Below are 17081 nucleotides of genomic sequence, written 5' to 3' on the forward strand. Positions count from 1 at the left end.
AACGATAGCAAGGCCGAGAAAAGAATTCGAGCTGAGGAGCCCTACACGTAATAGCCCATCGCGTTTGCTAATGGGCGGTCATCGGGTTGCGCCGATTTGCTATGCTCTGCTCACCGCTCCCGCTTCTGCCGAGCAACCCGTCAATACGAGGTTTCCGGTAGCAGTCTCCGGCGCACATGCCAGCGGTGAGCGAGATAAGTCACGAGTAAGATCAGCACACCCAAAATGGGGTAATAAGCTGCCTCGCCGCCGAGTCTAAAACCACGCCAAGCGGTAGCAACGATGGCGACGCAAGAGAGCACGACGTACAACCCCGGCAACCAAGGATAGAAACTCGCACGATAAGGACGGTATACACCCGGCAAGCGACGCCGTAAAGCGAACATGGCTAACACGCTCAAGGTCCCGGTCATAAACATGGCGATACTGGTCATCTCGACAATGGCCCGAAAACTGCCGGTTAATACCAGCGCAATCGCAAAGGCGGCTTGCAACCAAAGCGCAGCCTTAGGCACCCTGCCCGATCCGCTAAGGCGGGCGGCACCACGCCAAAAGCAGCCATCGACCGCCATAGCGTAAGCAACGCGCGCGCCTCCCAACACGGTTGCGTTCAAGGAGGTGATAATGGCCACCGCAATCAGGATGAGAACAGCCGTCGTAAGCCATGAACTTTGCAGGGCCTGGGCCATCCCCGTCCCGGCGTCGGTCCAACCTAACGCCGCAAGACCGCTAAACCCCAGCACGGCAATGAATGCTGCGCATAGCAAGCAGTAAAGGCCTGTCACGAAAAACGTGGCGCCAAACATCGAGCGGGGGATATTGCGATGCGGCTCCCTCACTTCTCCAGCCACATAGATAATGTTAATCCAGCCTGAGTAGGCAAAATTGACCAGGAGAAAACCGGTAACAAATCCCGCGAAACTTAACTCGGCAACCATCGAGGGCTCGGCGAGCAATGCCGGTTGAGTCTTAGCGCCCGTGGCGAAGCCGTAAAGAGCAAGCATCACTAAACCTATGATCGGCAAGAGCGTTAACAGCACCTGAGTTCGCGCTGCCAAGCGGGTTCCGGCAACGTTAAGCAAAGTTAAAACAATAATTAAGACAATTGCCAACCACTGAATGGCGGTAATGGGTAACCCCAGAATGGGTTTAACGCTTAAGTCGTAACCGACTAATGCTTGTACCTGATACTGGACGACGGCGACTGCCATACCGGCAATCGAGCCGCCGAATATGGCAATGAACAGCAGCCAGCCCGAGGCAAACGCAACCGACTGCCCAAAAGCCTCGCGTTGAAAGACATAATCGCCGCCGGCACGTGGGAACAGGGTGCTGAGTTCGGCGCAAGCACTCGCTCCGGCGAGTGCGAACAAACCGCCTAACACCCATAGGAAGAAGAACGCCGCAACGCTGCCGACCTCCTGGGCAACCATACTAGGGAACAGAAAAATACCCACCCCCAGCATAGAGCCCGCCACTACACAGAAGCCTGCCACGGGGCCGATCACGCGAGGCGGCTCGACCATTACCTCGCCATCGCTCCGAATGGCGTTATCGCCCGTTTTCATAGCACGCGATTCCAGCGCTACTTGTTCGCTAACCGGTCGCTATCCGCCACGGCAAAAATGAGAAAATTCTGGTAAGGAAGGAAATCGTGCTCCTCGACCAGGTAATAGCCGGCCTGTTCCATTTCCTCGCGAATGGTGGCTGCCGCCGTCTGATGGCTGCGCATCATCAAATTCCCCCACCAAGGAAGGTCGTCGAAATCTATAATCGCAACCCGCCCGCCTGGACTGAGGTAATTCTTGACGTTACGGAAATAGTCCGTTCTATCGGTGAGGTGGTGATAGGTATTGCATACAAAGACGATATCGACGGGACGTGGCAACATGGGATCGCTCGGTCCCGCCTGCACAGTCGCCACCTGAGAATACGACTCGCTTTCCGCCCGCTCCGCAACTTTAGCGAGTACCGTCGCACTAATATCCACGGCATACACTTTCCCTGCCGGCCCCGTTGCGTCCGCAAAGCGAAAAGTAAAATACCCATCGCCAGAGCCGATGTCGGCGATCACAGCGCCTTCGGTCACGCTCAAACTTTCGACAACGCGCTCAGGCTGTTGCCAATTGGCACGATTCGAAACCGAACAGCCAGTAAAGCTGAGCAGTATTACGCATAGAAGCAGCCATCGATAAAACCTGCCGTATCCCGTTGTCGAGAACCGGGAGGCAGCAACGCTAGCCTCGCATGTCGCGCCTATCCGCCATTTGTGCATCCGAGTATCCATACCTAAAATTCCCTACCAATAAAAATCGTCGCATCCGGCTTGTCCTGCGACAGGGCTAACCATCGCGTAAACCAGAAACGCCAAAACGACAAACCTCGGAACAAAACCTTCCCGCCACCGACAAGAAACGGAATTCTTTCTATAGCTGAAGCGCAGCGCCCCTGGTTGCCGTCACGATAACCTGCGCTTAGGTGAGAACACACCTACTAGATCTAGCGGGCTGCCGCTCGACGACGGTCGTTACCTTAGGTATCCAGAGCAGGCTGACTACCCGTGCCCCGTTTAGTATAAAACGGCCTGTTAACAGCCTAGGAACTTGCAACGGCAGCGCGACGCCGTTAGCCAAAATCGCGGCGAACCCCCCATCCGGCGAAACCCTTTGCACACAAGCGCTTTTGAAATCCAGCTCTTTAATGCCTAATTGATTCAATGCCTTATAAAGGCTTTCTTTGATAGAGAAAACGACTGTAAGTAACTGCTCGGGAGAATATCCTTGGCTGGCCAGCAGATCCCGCTCGCTCCCGTGTAGGATCATGTCGGAGATCGTCTCGACATCCGCCGGCGGTAATACACTTTCTACATCGACACCGATGCCCAAGGCTTGCTGCCGGTGCGCGACAAGCGCTACCGCGCAATCCGAACTATGACTAATCGACCCCAACCAGCCCGAAGGCCAAGCCGGACTACGATCGGCCTGCGACCCTACGACCGGCTCGCCTTCATAACCTAAGGCCTTAAGCGCCTCTGTTGCGCAATAGCGGCCGGCTAAGAATTCCACCTGTCTTTTCAAGACAGCAGCCTGCAACCGCTCAGGCAGCGGCAAGCCGGCATTTTGAAAACGCTGCAAATCCTGTCTATTCGGTTGAAAAAGCAACTGCTGAAGGAAAAACCGAGAGGCAAATCAACCTGTTGCCCGTTTATAATGGTCATGCTGCACTTCAAAAAAGTAATCGAGCCCCACAATAATGTGGTCTTCTCGTCGATAGGGGTAAATGGCATCCTCTTCCTTACGGGGCGAGAACCAATACGCTTCGGCAATACCCCGCAGGTTATTGCCGAAGCGCCTACTCGCCTGAAGGCGGCCAAACCGTCCCCCATAGTCGAGATCGTTATATACGCCAATCAACGCCTCTGTCCCCGCAACATCCCCCATAACGATGCGAACCCCGGTAAATAAATCGTTCTGATAAGGTGTGGTCGCATCGTCGCCACGCTCGTCCCAGTTATGCTCAAGCAGTATCGAAACATCGATATTGCTCTCGAAAACCTGATAAAAAGCGTGCTCCAGGCCCGCGGCGTAAGCAAAATAACTGTCTTCCCGCGGCGATCGATATATCCCTTCAAACTTCCACAACGTACTGCCGACCGTTCGTTGTATATCGACGCCGAACTGGGTCATCTGCTCGTAGAAAGGAAAGAGAAAATCTTGCCCTTCCGACAACCTTAGCTCCGGTTCGCGGTTGGTCCCACGAAACACGTGTAGGCCTGCGTCCCAAGTCCCCAGGGTAAACGTGCTCCGTAGAGCAAGGTCGATATGACGCCTCTCCTGGCTAGACTCATACTCGGCTTGCCCGGTATCGACTTCCAGCGGAAGCCGCAGGCGCGCAGGGCTACTGGCAAACGGCCGCTCGCGGAACCAGGGCATGACAAAAGCCTCGTAAGTTACAGCGCCCGCGAAATATCGCCCATGCAACATCGGTTGACCGAGGCGTACGTTACCCGTAATGTCCTCCAGCGGGTCACGTTGATTAATGACGTCGACCAGTCGCTGAGATTCGACGACGCCCCAGTAAACCAAGGCATAACCGGCCGTGAAGTCCCAGCTATCGCCCATGTAAACCCACTTGGCCTCGCGTAGATCCACCCGCCTGCGTTCGCTGTCGACCGCATCAAGCCGACCAAAAACGGTTAGATCAAAGTTGCTACGCTCTCCCCACGGCAAGAACCACTGCCCTTGCAGGGCTATCGATGGCTGCTCATCCCTAGCGTCGTCATAAATCGGCGTCCTGAAGAACTGCCGGTGCTCAACGCCAATTTCCCCTCTAAAGTCCAACGCCATAACGCTGGTGGGCAGCAGCCATAGCCCAACTAAAACCCCTATCGCAAACCGCATAGCGCAAGCACCTAACAGTAGGCGTTGAGAAGCCTCAAACACCCGTGAAACCCAGTGCACACCTTCACTTCGAGAGTGCTAAGTTTAATCAGTTGACCCGGTTCAAGACGTTATGGCGAAAATCGGCTTCTCTGTATGATACGTTAAAGTCATACTCTTTAAATTCCAGCTTTGTGCTTCGTCCCGTTTGATGGTTTTCCATGTAAGACACGCTTGCACGCCAGAACCGGTCTTCATAGAGCGAGAATCCGGATGCGGTAAGCGTTTTCAGCAACTCGCCTCGCCTGTCGTAAAACTCCGTCTTCCAAGGACGGTAGTGCTCCTGGTCTATCCAAGTAATTAAACGCGTATATCCGGAATGGCTATATAGCGGTGTCGAGGCAACCTTATACATCGCCATCCCATCCAGCTCGTCCTCGCCTAGGTATTCGTAATCGTATTTCTCGACTTCGAACGAACTTAAATCTTCAAAGGCAAACTCACTTCCCATAAAGGCGCCAGACTGATTGCTCGACGAGACACGTTTTACCCGACGAATGGAAGGTAGAAATATCCATTGATCGTCCGGGCGCTCTATATGAGAGTGAGTTAAAACAACCGTCCCTCTAACATCGCTTGGCAAGTCGAATATAATCAACGATTTGCTGCCGCTATCGGGCACCTCTAACGAACGGATACGTAATTGCCGCACCGTTTCGCTACCGCCGCGACTATATAAGGTCATTTCCACTGCTGCTTCGGTCGCATCCCAACCGGTATCGCGCGCCTTACGTTCTTGGGCGATCTCAAGCCCTCTTGCCGCGGCGTCCTCTTCGGCAACCGCTGAACCCAACGTCAAACCAGCAAGAAAAAACGCTCCGCTCAGTACGATTCTCGCAATCCTTTTCATACCGTTCCTCTTTCCAAAGACATTGATAGGTAGTCGGCAATACCGGCGAGTAACTCGTCTCTTTGGCTGTGTATAAAGAAGTGATCGCCGTCAAACTGACGGTACTCGCAGGCACCTTCGAAAAGCTCTTTCCAGGCTAGCAGATCCGGCTCCGGCACTAAGCTGTCGCGCCTTCCGCCGAACAATACCAAGTCAGTCAGCAGGCGCTCTTGTGCATCAAATCGATAAGACTCGCTTAGACAGAAATCGGCTCTTAGCACGGGGAGGAAAATCCCCATCAGCTCCTCGTTCGCAAGAACATCGTGCGGCGTGCCGTTATAGTCTCGAAGGGCAGCAATAAACTCTGCCTCGGGGAGCTGATGAAGCGGCTTATCCCGGCAAGGCAAATGCGGTGCACGCTTAGCCGACACAAAGAGTTTTCTCGGCGAGAGAAAATAATGCCGAGACAAGGCCCTCGACAGTTCATAGGCAATCAATGCGCCATTGCTATGCCCAAAAAATAAAACGGCCTATCCAAAAGGGGCAGCACCGCCTCCACCAACAAGCCAACCAGTGTTTTCAAGTCGCCGATTGGCGTTTCAGCGAAACGCCGCCCCCGCCCCGGCAGCTCAACCGCTATTACCTCTACCTTTGGCCCTAAGTGCGCCTGCCAGTCGGCAAAGACACGGCTATTTCCGCCGGCATATGCAAAGCAGAAAAGCCGGCTAGCGGCCTGCTTGGTGGGATTCTCTCTAACAAGCCATGGGTTATTATTGAATGACATCCTGTCAACCTTTGCCGTCTAACTCACGGCAAGAATACGTTACGCAGCATCTTCGGGCTTTGCGAGCAGGACCGATCGAGCTAAGAAAAATCGCTTTTGTTCAAGCGCGACAAAACCTGCGCGGAGGGCTGCATCTACCAGGTTCTTGAACATGCCTTGTAACAGCCAAAAGAATGCGGGCTCCGCGGCAAGCAATTTTCCACCAGGCTTCAAAATGCCGAACACCTCGTTCATAAAGCTATCGGCATCGGGAACCTCATGCACCATGTAGAACGCCAACACAAAATCAACCGGCTCTTTGACCTTTATCTGGCCAGGCTCGGTCAAATGCAGCTCAACCCTATCTTTGACGCCGTTCTCCGCAGCTTTTTTGGCTGCCAGATCGAGCATACCTTGCTGCACGTCGGCAGCAATAACTTTGCCTTTTTCGCCCACCATCTTCGCCATTGGAATCGTGAAGTAACCGGGCCCCGCACCGATATCCAGCGCTGTCATTCCCGGCCTCACTAAACCTTTTAGGATGAAGTCGGGGTTCTGTAGGTAATAGCGGTACCACCTATCGAATGTGCCGGCATGCTCAACCGGACAAACATCATGAGTTTTCGTTGACATAACGCCTCCTTTGCGTTGTCACGTATGCGCCTCACGAACAATACTCGGCTGCGCCGTAAAGGACGGCAGCGCTAGACGACCGACTTTGGCATAAACTCGCTGGCGATTGTGCGAAGAAGAATATTCGAGGTGCCTTCGTAGATCTTTCCGACTTTCGCGTCCCGGTAGAACTTCTCGACGCCGTAGTCGCACGCGTAGCCGTTTCCTCCCAACGTCTCCACGGCAATAGAGGCGGCCGTCTCTGCCACATGCGACGCAAATAGTTTGGCACCGCTCGCTTCTGTGACCAGGCGGAAAAACGGTGTGCCGGCTTCGACTTTTCGTGCAATGTCGTAGACCATAAGACGCGAGGCACGAACCTCCGTCATAGCCCGAGCAAGGGGAAAACTAACGCCCTGAAACCGGGCGATACTGTCGCCGAACTGTTTCCGCTCGCCGGCATAAGCCACGGCGCGTTCTAAAGCGCCTTGCGCCAAGCCCGTCATTTGGGCAGCAATCCCGATTCTGCCCATCGCAAGCGCGTAGTTCGAAATATCAAGGCCGGCTCCCGGCGCACCGAGCATGCTGGCGGACGAAACCGTCACGTTGTCAAAGTTGACTTCGCAGGTTGAACTCGCTCGGACTCCCATCTTTGCAATCGGCTCGGAAACGCTCACCCCTGGCGCGCGGGCATCGACCAGGAAGATCGAGGCCGCATGGCGCGCGGCCCTGCTCGGCAAGCGCGCGAGGACCAAAAAGAGCCCTGCTTCTCTGGCATTGGTTATCCAGCGCTTCCTACCGTTAATGACGTAACCGTCTCCTCGTTCTTCCGCAACCGTGCCGATCGCTCCCAAGTCGCTACCGGCCTCCGGCTCCGTCACCGCAAAGGCGCCTACAATTTGCGAAGCTAGCGCGGGCAGCAGCGCTTCCTTCTGCTCGCTACTACCGAACTTTGCGATCACGTTGTTTACCAATAAATTATGGACGTGTACGAACACGGCCATACTGGGGTCGAAACGACTCATCGATTCGATGGCGAGTATGCTCTTGAAGAACGACTCGCCTTGGCCGGCCACGCCCTGGGCACTTCTATTCCCATTAGTCCGCATTCGAATAAGCAGTCGATTACGTCGCTATCGAGTTGAGCGTTTTGATCGCAGCTTTGAACATGGTCGCCCAAGCTCCGTTCGAATAAGGCAACGATTTTATTTTGGAACTCCAGCTCATCGTCGGTTAGTTGGCTAAGAGGAGCTACCTTGCGCCCCTCACGCGACACATCCTTTACTGCACGCACTGCACTATCCATGTCTGTCTCCATGAGTTACTACCCCGTCAGTTCGGCATGCTTGTTCGGGGCGGCAATAAAGCCTGTCTCGCGCATCCCGGCCAGCGCCCGATCGATTAGCTCCGAGTCGATTGCCGGACACGTTATACCGGCCCTACTACTTAGGTACTCGCGGGTAAAACGGCTATCGAACACTCGTTTCAGGCTTTGCTCAGGCAAGTCGTCGTTGAAGTACTGGAGCAATGGCACGAGATCGCCCGCCGCCTCCGACTGCGCGGCCTCCCGTAAGCGCTCCATCCAGACACCATAAGGTACCAGCTGCAACGGATAACCCTGTGCCCGCAAACGCTCAAATAATCGGGCACAGCCTGTCGGTTGATCGTTAACCAGATGGAAGACTTCGCCGCTGGCTTCGGAACGCCGGGCCAACCAAAGTATGGACTGGATGACGTAATCGGTCGGTGTCAGATTCACCTGTAACGGGGAATCCGGGGCACACTCTAATGCTAGGCAACCTTTAATGAGCCGCGATACGGCATCGCCTTCGTTCACCCCGCCACCGACAGCCCCACCCCAGACCAAACCCGGGCGTACAATGAGGTAGGGGATGCCGCGCTCTCCTGCGCGCCGTACCACCTTCTCCCCCATCCATTTGCTATAGGAATAGGCGCTATATCGTGTCGAAGCGTCGTCAATCGCGTCGCTCTCTCGTACCGGGCGACCGTCCAAACGGGAGTCGAACAGCCGCAAGGTAGATACATACACAACACGAGCGCGCCGTTTTGCCGCTAGCCGGACGATCTCTTGCGTCCCTTGCACATTCGCCTTCTGCATTAGGCTATACGGCAGTACGTAATTGACATTCGCCCCGGTATGAAGGATTAAATCCAGCTCTCCGGCAAGCTTGCTGAACTGCGCAGAATCCAAGCCGAGCATCGGCTTTTCCAGATCGCCTAATAGCGGATAAAGTCGCGACCGCCACGCCTCGTCCCAAAGTCGGTAGTGCTCCAACGTCTTGCGTAGCCGCTCCACCCCTGCGGCCGAGTCGGCAGCACGAACCAGGCATTGAACCCTCACCGAGTCGTCCTTAAGCAGCTCAGCTAGAAGATGAGCCCCTAGAAAGCCGGTCGCTCCCGTCAGCAAAACGCGCTCGCAGGCCTCGCTACTCATGATGCACCTCCAAGCTCGCAGGCACCCACCTCCGGCAGCGAGGCATGCTGCATCACTTCGTGCCAAGCGGTATCGGTCTCCGCTAACGCTTTAATGAACCGTTGGTACTGCTCGGCCATGCGGCTTACCACGGTAGCGGAAACGAACTGGGTATTAGCAAACCAGTGACACTCAAGCGTGCCCCGGCTTTCCATAACGAAAAACTCCAGCCCTAAGTTTGGCGACTGATAGCGCACGAACTCGGGTTCGCCAAACCATTTCATCGGGGGTTCGTCGCCCAGTTGCACAAAGTTTTCGAAGCGCGCAATCGTACTGGTATAGACAACCGACGGCTCTGCCGGCAGGACACCGCGTTCGAATCGCCAACGCCGTGCCGCGTCGACAAATGCGTTATCCAAGTCCCGCCATGTCGCTTGCTCAAAGGCTTTGCCGCGCTCTAACAAGCTCATCGGTTGCCGCAGATCGACTTCGGAAACGACGCCGGCAACATATTGACCTGCCAGCTCATAAACATGGTCATGCAGTGGCAGACGGCGAAACACACGCGTTTCCAAGGCATAGTGACGTTGCTGGATCGCCGCGGAAAGCACTTCGTTAAACGCCGCAAAAACGACCATGGAGTCAGTTAACCCATTCGCTTTCGCTTTGTTTTTAATTGCCTGCCATTGCGGCACGTCGATTAATAGATGACGGTGCTCGAAAACGGCCGCATCCGCTTCGCCTCTTGCTTCCGGCGGAAACTGCGCCGGTTCGGGCAACTGCCGAAAACGCTCCGACCAGTAATCGCTTGCCCGTTGAAACTCCATGGTTTCACTGAAGTCGTCCTCGATCAGCACGACATCTCTAAACGTAACGGGGAGCGGCGAGCCGTGTGTGGCGTCGCCTTCGTATACAGCCCGGCAATCGGCTGCCATCAGCTCCACGCTGGCTAGGTCGAAGATCTGGGTGCTGAACCCGAAATGAAGCCGCCACTCGTTGTCACCTATCCGGCAAGCGCGGATTTCCACCGGGTGAATCGGCTCCTCCTTGGGCTGGCGCAACATATCGGAGCGTATCTCGCGAATCCTAGCCTCCTGCTCTTCTACAGAACAAGAACGTAAGTCTTCCTTGATCAACTCGCAGTCCGGTATTAAGTCGATGACTTTCTGGCGTCCGTCCGGCAACATCACCGACCGCAACATATCGTGGCGATTGACAAGCTGCCGCCATGCGTTTTCAAAGCGGGCAAGATCCAAATCCCGTCTTTTTGTCTCCAAGTAGAACCAGGGCGAAATACCGGTCGTGTTACGGGCTCGCCAGAGCTCTAACTGGAAGGGCGTCAATCCAAATGGCGAAAAGCGATTTTCCGGGTCCGGCGTAATGCGGGGGAAACGCGCCTCCGACGAATCTCCGGCCGGCTTATCGGCTCCTCGCAGTCTTTTCTCCAGCAAAGCCCGCTTTGCGGCAGACAGATTATTAAAATCCCTTTGCTTAAGCGATGCGCTCATGATTGCCTCCGTTATTCTCAGTCCACCAGGGCTTCTGCTTCGTGTTCCGACAGCGCGTCGACTTCTCGGAGGATCTGCTCCTCGACCATCTCCGCAATCGCCGCAACCGTCGTCGCTTCAAATAACTGAGAAAGAGGCAGTTCCACCTCGAACACATCGTGAATCCGGTAGAGCAATCTGCTTGCGATCAGTGAGTTTCCGCCTACTTGGAAGAAGTTGTCGTAAACGCCTACCTTTTCGACATTAAGCAATTCCTGCCAAAGTGCCGCTATGCGCTCTTCGGTGGGATTTCGTGGCGCGACATACATGACCTCGCCGCCCGCTTCTTCCCCCCCTAGCTCTAACAACCGTTTCCGGTCTATCTTGCCGTTCGGCGTCAGCGGCAGGCTTTCCATGACCGAAAAGGTTGCTGGAATCATGTAGTGAGGGAGCATTTGTTGCAGCCGCTCGCTTAGTTGCTCGCTGCTCAGCTCATGCTCGGCCTCCGGCACAACAAACGCTGCAAGCTGTTGATCCTCGGACGTGTTCCCGACGACGACGACGGCACATGCGTGAACGCCGTCTACTTTGCCCAGCGCGCTTTCGATTTCGCCAAGCTCGATCCGGTAACCTCGTACTTTGACTTGACCGTCATCGCGCCCCATGAACTCAATGTAGCCGTCAGGTAACAGACGGCCCAGATCGCCGGTTCGGTACAAACGCTCGCCGGTAACCGGATGGGTAATGAAACTGGCCTGCGTTTTTTCCTCGTCCTTCCAATAGCCTTTCGCCAACCCGACCCCGCCGATGTACAAATCGCCTTGGACCCAGAATGGGCACGGTTGCAAGAACTTGTTCAGGACATAGAAACGTTGATTCTTTAGCGGCATACCGTAGGGGACGGACCGCCAATCCGGATCGATAAGGTCGACCGGGTAATAGATGGACCAGATCGACGCTTCGGTGGCACCGCCCAAACTCAACACCTTGATATCGGGATTGGCAATCTCCAACCGCCCCGGAAGGGAAAGCGGAATCCAATCGCCGCTCAACAGGCAATACCGCAGGCTAGAGGGCATCGCCTCGGCCCTCTCTTCGATATACATAACGAACATTTCGAGCAACGCCGGCACGGAGTTCCACACCGTTACTTCGTGTTCCGTCGTTAAGGCTAACCACCGCTTCGGGTCCGGCGTTTGCTGATCCGGCATCACGATAGTGCCGCCGGCACTTAGTGTGCCGAAGATGTCGTAGACGGATAGATCGAAGCTTAAAGCGGAAACGGCGAAGACCTTGTCGTTCTCGTTGAGCCCGATACGCTGGTTCATATCGCCGATCGTATTTACCGCGCCTCGGTGGTCGATCATGACGCCTTTCGGCTTGCCGGTCGAACCGGAGGTGTAGATGACGTAGGCCAAATCCTCCGGCGCATGCTGCGGTGCCAACGGTGCCGCCGACTGGTCTGCCAATGCCTCGCGAGCAAGCGGCAGCACCTTGACGGATGTCGGCCAGCTATACTTGTCGAGGGTATCGGCGACCGTAATCGCGACAGCCACTTCTCCGTCTCGAAGAATATTCTCCAGTCGCTCCTGCGGGGAGTCGGCGTCTATCGGCACATAGGCCGCGCCCGCCTTGACCACACCCAAGGCGGCAACAACTTGCTCCCAACCCTTGGGAACAACGATAGCGACCAACTCGTTAGGCCTTACGCCGCACTCCCGCAGCCAGTGACCCACACGATTGGAAAGCGCATCGACTTCGCCATAAGTTAGATTACCCGTCGCAGAGACAACAGCCGTTGCATCGGGCCGCCTCTGTGCTTGGGCCTGAAATGCGGTGTCGAGGTAACCTGTCGGTAAGCCGTCGTCATCCGTCTGATTGTAGGCATCCCAAGCTTGCCGCTGGTACTCGGGCAACAGGTAATGGCCATTAAGCTCTTGCCATCCGGAGTCGTCGGATTCCAAACGCCGAACCAGCTTTTCGTAAGCGGCGATGAAATCTTCCATCATCCCCTCAGGGAACAAGCCTTCGACGACGTCGATATGCAGCAACAACTCGCCCTGCTCTTCCCACAGGTGATGCTCCATCCACACCTGCGGCGTCTGCGACACTTCGTACACCCACTTGCCTAGCGTGCGAGTTGGGATGTTTTCTTCGTTCTCGTGGTGCGCCAGCGTGCTGGTAAATACGACCGGTACTAAAGATTCCCCGGCATTCGTGCCTCTAGCCTGCGCCAGCTCTCGCATCAAACGAACGCCGCTGACCCAGCGGTGCTCCAAATGACTCCACAGTAGCTCCTGCAACTTCCTGGCACGGTCGGCAAAAGACGCTTCTACGCCATTCTCCACCGCTAATAGCTGGAAGGAGTTGAACTCGCCTACCAAAAGGCGTTCGACATCGGGATGCATGGGAAGGCGGTTGAATACCGTCACGTTCAACGCGTGGCTTGGTTCCTTATTCCACAACGTAATAACTTCGGATAAGGCCGCCGCAAAAAACCAGATGCCGTTAGGCGCTCGCGGGCGAGTTTTCGCTTCAGGTTTGCCCACTCGGTCTTATTCAGTCGAATGCTCCAGTGCTGAGAACGGACCTCAGTCAAACCGCTAAGCGACTGAACCATCGGTAACTGCGGGGCGGGAGGCAAGGTTTCTAGCTGCTTGCGCCAATAGGCTAGATCGCGCTCGTATAACGGCGTCCCCTCCAACGATTCGAGTGCCAGGGCGTAGTCACGATAACGCAACTCCTCGGGCGGTTTACGGCCTCCTTCGAGATCGTCGTAAACGCGGGCCCATTCATCGATGAGCATTCTGAAACACCACGCGTCGCCAACTAACAGATCGAAGCTGAAGTGGATTCGTAAACGGTCATTGCTTCGAATGGATGCGCAAACCTCAAAATCGGCCATTGATCGGCGGGCAGAATTTCGTGCGACATGCGGTCCCGAACCGACGCCAACTGAGCATCCGCTTCGTCCTCGGACATCTCGCGTAAGTCATAGATCTTGATCTGGTAATCGGGTACCTCGGCCAGCACTTGCTGCTGCAAATTCGGCCGTACGACCATGCGCAACTGGTCGTTATCAGCAATGATGCGCCGCAAAGCGGTCTGAATCCTGTCGAGATCCATACCGTCGCATTCAAGCTCGACGTAACCGTGGCCGGCCACCGTAATATCGAATAAGCCGCTACGACCGAACCACTGTGCTTGCTGTATGTCCGTGAGGGGAAACAGCTCATGACGAGCGTCGGGGTCAGGTACGATCTGCGGCGGTGCCGAAGGTTCTTCGAAGGTCGCAGTTTTTTACTGGCCAATAGCTTTTCAAAAAGCGCGCGCTGCTCGCTAGTAAGTTTGTTCAGTCGTTCGTTGATGCTATCCATAGCCATTCCTCATTTATCTTTATCGAATAAAGCCACGAGCCCGGTTAATCTTTAAGCAGCTCAAGCACTTCTTCCGTTTGCATATTTTCAATCGCTGCAAGCAGCTCTTGTTCGGCAGCCAGATCGCGTTCCGTCTCAAGCCGTTGAATTTCCTCCGCCAAAACACGTATCGTGCCGGCGGTAAGAAATGACTTAAGCGGCAAATCGACGCGGAACGCCTTTCTCAGCTCGGTACACACTTCTGTCGCTAACAGCGATGTCCCGCCAAGTTCGATAAAATTGTCATGCACCCCCACTTGATCGAAGCCGAGGAAGCGCCGCCAGATTTTCCCGATTTGCTCTTCCCGCTCGTTCTCCGGCGCTACATAGTCGACCATCAGCGCCGGACGCCCGGTAGAGCGCTCTTCCTGCGCGTCTTCGCTATCTTCCGCCGCAAGCAGCTCGGCCCAGTTCGGCGCTTGCGCTGCATTGGCGGCATCGATACTCGGGGGGCGATCCAGTAGCGTTTGCGCTGAAATGCATAGGTTGGCAAGACCATCGGCCGTGGCTTCTTACCGTTGTAAAAGCTCAGCCAATCCAGCTCCGCCCCCACCATCCACAAGCGCGCGACCGCGCTAAGGGCATACTCTTCGTCATTCACCACGTCGTCTATCTGGCGCGAAGCGCTGATAACGTCCCACCGCTGGCCGTCCGCAATCTGCCGTGCCAAGGCGCCGACCACCTGGCCCGGCCCCATGTCCAGCAGGACATAATCGTCTTTCTCCATCAGCGTATTAACAGCATCTTTGTAAAGGACGGTTTGGCGGAGATGACGCCCCCAGTAGGCCGGGTCTTTTACCTCGTCGCTCGTTGCCCACTCGCCGGTAACACAAGAAACGTAGGGGATTTCCGGCGCCTGAAGTTCGAGCCCGGCAATGCCTTGTTCGAACTCGATCCGGATGGAATCCGTCAAGTAGGAATGCAGGCCCGCATTCACATGAACGCTCTTCGCTTCAACTTTCTTCTCGCGAGCCAGGCGCTCGACAAAGGCATCCACCTCCGCTTTCTCGCCCGAAAGGACCGTGGTTTTCGGACCGTTGACAGCGGCTATCGATAAAGGGCTACCGACTAACAAAGGCAGCACTTCTTCCTCCGGTAACGGCACAGCAACCATCGCGCCGGGAGCCATCTTCATCATGAGCGTAGAACGTAGCGCAACCATCCGAATGGCCGTTGCTAAACTCATGACACCGGAAAGGCAGGCAACGACATACTCGCCGTTACTATGTCCGACCATCGCGGCCGGCTCGATGCCGCGCGCCAAGAAGTAACGGGCCATGGCGTACTGAACCGTAAACAGCGCCGGAAACATGACGTCCGGATCGCACATCCTGGCAGCAAGCGCTAAATCGTCGCTTTTCGCTAGCATGAAGCGCCGAATATCTTCTTCTATCAATGGCTGGAACTGCATTGCGCATTCATCGACGTCGGCCGCAAAAGCTGCGTCACGCTGATACAAATCCGCTGCCATGCCGGGGTATTGCGCTCCCCCTCCGGCAAATAAAAAGGCCGGTTTCCGAGGTCCTTTAGTGTGGGTAGTAAGCAGCCGCCCCGGATCGTTGCCATCCAAAACCTCTACGGCATCGATCAGGTCTCGACAGACAAACGCCCGCCGGTATTCGAAGCCCTTTCGCCCAAGCTGGAGGGTAGCGGCAATCCGGTGCGGGTCGGCGTCCATGTTGTCCGCCATCCAACTCCGCAAGTTAGCAGTCATCGAATCCAGGCTTTCGCGCGTCCTGGCCGATAAGGTCATTATGTAAAAATCGCGCTTCGGCAGCGCCGGCGCCTCGCTCTCCGGCGCCTGCTCGAGAATGGCATGCACGTTCGTCCCGCCCATGCCGAAAGAGCTAACGGCAGCACGCCGGGGCGTGTCTCCCTGCATCGGCCATGGCTGCGTTTTCGTGTTAACAAAGAAAGGGGTCTTCGCAAAGTCGATCTCGGGGTTCGGCTTATCGAAGCCTAAGCTAGGCACCCAGGTCCCGTGCCTGAGCATCTGTACCACTTTGATTAAGCCAGTAATACCGGAAGCGGTTTCGAGGTGCCCAACGTTGGTTTTGACCGAACCGATAGCGCAATAACCGGTTCGCGAAGTCTCCGCCGAGTAAACATCCGTCAATGCCGCCACTTCTATGGGGTCGCCAAGCGGCGTACCGGTGCCGTGGGCCTCTATGTACCCAATGCTTTCGGCCGGCACATCGGCCAGGGCAAGCGTTTGAGCGATTACGTCGGCCTGCCCCTCACTGCTGGGTGCGGTGAATCCGACTTTCGCGGAGCCGTCGTTATTCATCGACGAAGCCCGGATTACGGCGAGTATATTGTCCCCATCGTCAATCGCGTCTTGTAAGCGTTTTAGAAGTACCACCCCGGCGCCGCTGCCAAACACCGTCCCGGAAGCCTTCTCGTCGAAAGTCCGGCAATGGCCGTCTTTAGAGAACGGCATCCCGTCTTGGTGCAGGTAGCCCACTGTTTGCGGGACTTTTACCGACACCCCGCCTGCCAGCGCCATATCGCACTCGCCGAGATAAAGACTTTGCGCCGCGAGGTGGACGGCCGCTAGGGAAGTCGAGCAGGCCGTTTGGACACTGACGGCGGGGCCGCGCAGGTTCAGTTTGTAAGCCACCCGGGTGGCCAGATAATCTTTCTCGTTACCGACGAGCGCCTGGAATCCTTCGGGCGTGGACAATAACGCCGGCTGACAAGCCAGGTTATGGATCAAATAGGTATTAAGGCTCGCGCCCGCGTAGACACCGATCGCACCTTCATAAGCGTCGGGCACGTAACCCGCCGTCTCTAGCGCTTCCCAGCAACATTCTAGAAATACCCGATGCTGCGGATCGACAACTAAGGCTTCGCGGGCCGGAATATTGAAGAACGCCGCATCGAACAGATCGATGTCGTCCAGCAAGGTGGCCGCACGAACGTAATTATCCTCGCCGTACAAGCTCTGCCCGACTCCTGCTTGCTGCAAAGCCTCCTCACTTAACTCGGTTACCGACTCTACGCCTTGGGTAAGATTCTCCCAGAACTGCGCGATACCGCGCGCCCCCGGAAATCGACCAGCCATACCAATAATGGCAATTCCCTCAATTGCTTCCATGCTG

14 protein-coding genes and 1 pseudogene are annotated in these 17081 nt (G+C 55.7%); all 15 read right to left on the reverse strand.

Going from position 1 to position 17081, the window contains the following annotated elements; all coding sequences use genetic code 11:
• Window positions 1–140: 140 nt before the first annotated feature.
• Window positions 141–1568, reverse strand: a complete 1428-nt coding sequence (locus tag CAI21_RS12590; protein WP_116302611.1) for an APC family permease — start codon at window positions 1566–1568, stop codon at window positions 141–143.
• Between the two features lie 17 nt (window positions 1569–1585).
• On the reverse strand, window positions 1586–2287 hold the full coding sequence (locus CAI21_RS12595) for a class I SAM-dependent methyltransferase (protein WP_116302612.1): 702 nt from the start codon (window positions 2285–2287) through the stop codon (window positions 1586–1588).
• A gap of 187 nt (window positions 2288–2474) precedes the next feature.
• Entirely contained in the window at window positions 2475–3134 is a 660-nt protein-coding gene (locus CAI21_RS12600) for a 4'-phosphopantetheinyl transferase family protein (RefSeq protein WP_181919407.1), read from the reverse strand.
• 54 nt (window positions 3135–3188) lie between these two features.
• Window positions 3189–4400, reverse strand: coding sequence for a hypothetical protein (locus CAI21_RS12605; protein ID WP_116302614.1), 1212 nt, complete (start codon window positions 4398–4400; stop codon window positions 3189–3191).
• A gap of 88 nt (window positions 4401–4488) precedes the next feature.
• Window positions 4489–5289, reverse strand: coding sequence for an outer membrane lipoprotein-sorting protein (locus CAI21_RS12610; RefSeq protein ID WP_116302615.1), 801 nt, complete (start codon window positions 5287–5289; stop codon window positions 4489–4491).
• Window positions 5286–6052, reverse strand: a pseudogene (locus CAI21_RS25985) (thioesterase II family protein). The gene CAI21_RS12610 and the pseudogene CAI21_RS25985 overlap by 4 nt, the downstream one beginning before the upstream one ends.
• Window positions 6053–6091: 39 nt before the next feature.
• On the reverse strand, window positions 6092–6664 hold the full coding sequence (locus CAI21_RS12625) for a class I SAM-dependent methyltransferase (protein WP_116302618.1): 573 nt from the start codon (window positions 6662–6664) through the stop codon (window positions 6092–6094).
• Window positions 6665–6735: 71 nt separating this feature from the next.
• A complete protein-coding gene (locus CAI21_RS12630; protein WP_116302619.1) occupies window positions 6736–7752 on the reverse strand; it encodes an acyl-CoA dehydrogenase family protein in 1017 nt (338 codons plus the stop codon).
• Window positions 7753–7967: 215 nt separating this feature from the next.
• On the reverse strand, window positions 7968–9098 hold the full coding sequence (locus CAI21_RS12635; RefSeq protein WP_116302620.1) for an SDR family oxidoreductase: 1131 nt from the start codon (window positions 9096–9098) through the stop codon (window positions 7968–7970).
• Window positions 9095–10585, reverse strand: a complete 1491-nt coding sequence (locus tag CAI21_RS12640; protein WP_116302621.1) for a condensation domain-containing protein — start codon at window positions 10583–10585, stop codon at window positions 9095–9097. The genes CAI21_RS12635 and CAI21_RS12640 overlap by 4 nt, the downstream gene beginning before the upstream one ends.
• A gap of 17 nt (window positions 10586–10602) precedes the next feature.
• A complete protein-coding gene (locus CAI21_RS12645; RefSeq protein ID WP_147305106.1) occupies window positions 10603–12996 on the reverse strand; it encodes a non-ribosomal peptide synthetase in 2394 nt (797 codons plus the stop codon).
• Window positions 12997–12998: 2 nt separating this feature from the next.
• Window positions 12999–13469 (reverse strand): condensation domain-containing protein, encoded by a 471-nt coding sequence (locus tag CAI21_RS12650; protein WP_116302623.1) that lies wholly within the window; start codon window positions 13467–13469, stop codon window positions 12999–13001.
• Window positions 13394–13729: a condensation domain-containing protein gene (locus tag CAI21_RS12655; protein ID WP_181919410.1), complete on the reverse strand. Its 336-nt coding sequence runs from the start codon at window positions 13727–13729 to the stop codon at window positions 13394–13396. The genes CAI21_RS12650 and CAI21_RS12655 overlap by 76 nt, the downstream gene beginning before the upstream one ends.
• A 256-nt stretch (window positions 13730–13985) precedes the next feature.
• Window positions 13986–14318: a phosphopantetheine-binding protein gene (locus CAI21_RS12660; protein ID WP_116302625.1), complete on the reverse strand. Its 333-nt coding sequence runs from the start codon at window positions 14316–14318 to the stop codon at window positions 13986–13988.
• Window positions 14318–17077, reverse strand: coding sequence for a type I polyketide synthase (locus CAI21_RS12665; protein WP_116302626.1), 2760 nt, complete (start codon window positions 17075–17077; stop codon window positions 14318–14320). Before CAI21_RS12665 ends, CAI21_RS12660 begins: the two co-directional genes overlap by 1 nt.
• Window positions 17078–17081: the final 4 nt, after the last annotated feature.

Source organism: Alkalilimnicola ehrlichii (assembly GCF_003399765.1).
Classification (GTDB): Bacteria; Pseudomonadota; Gammaproteobacteria; order Nitrococcales; family AK92; genus AK92.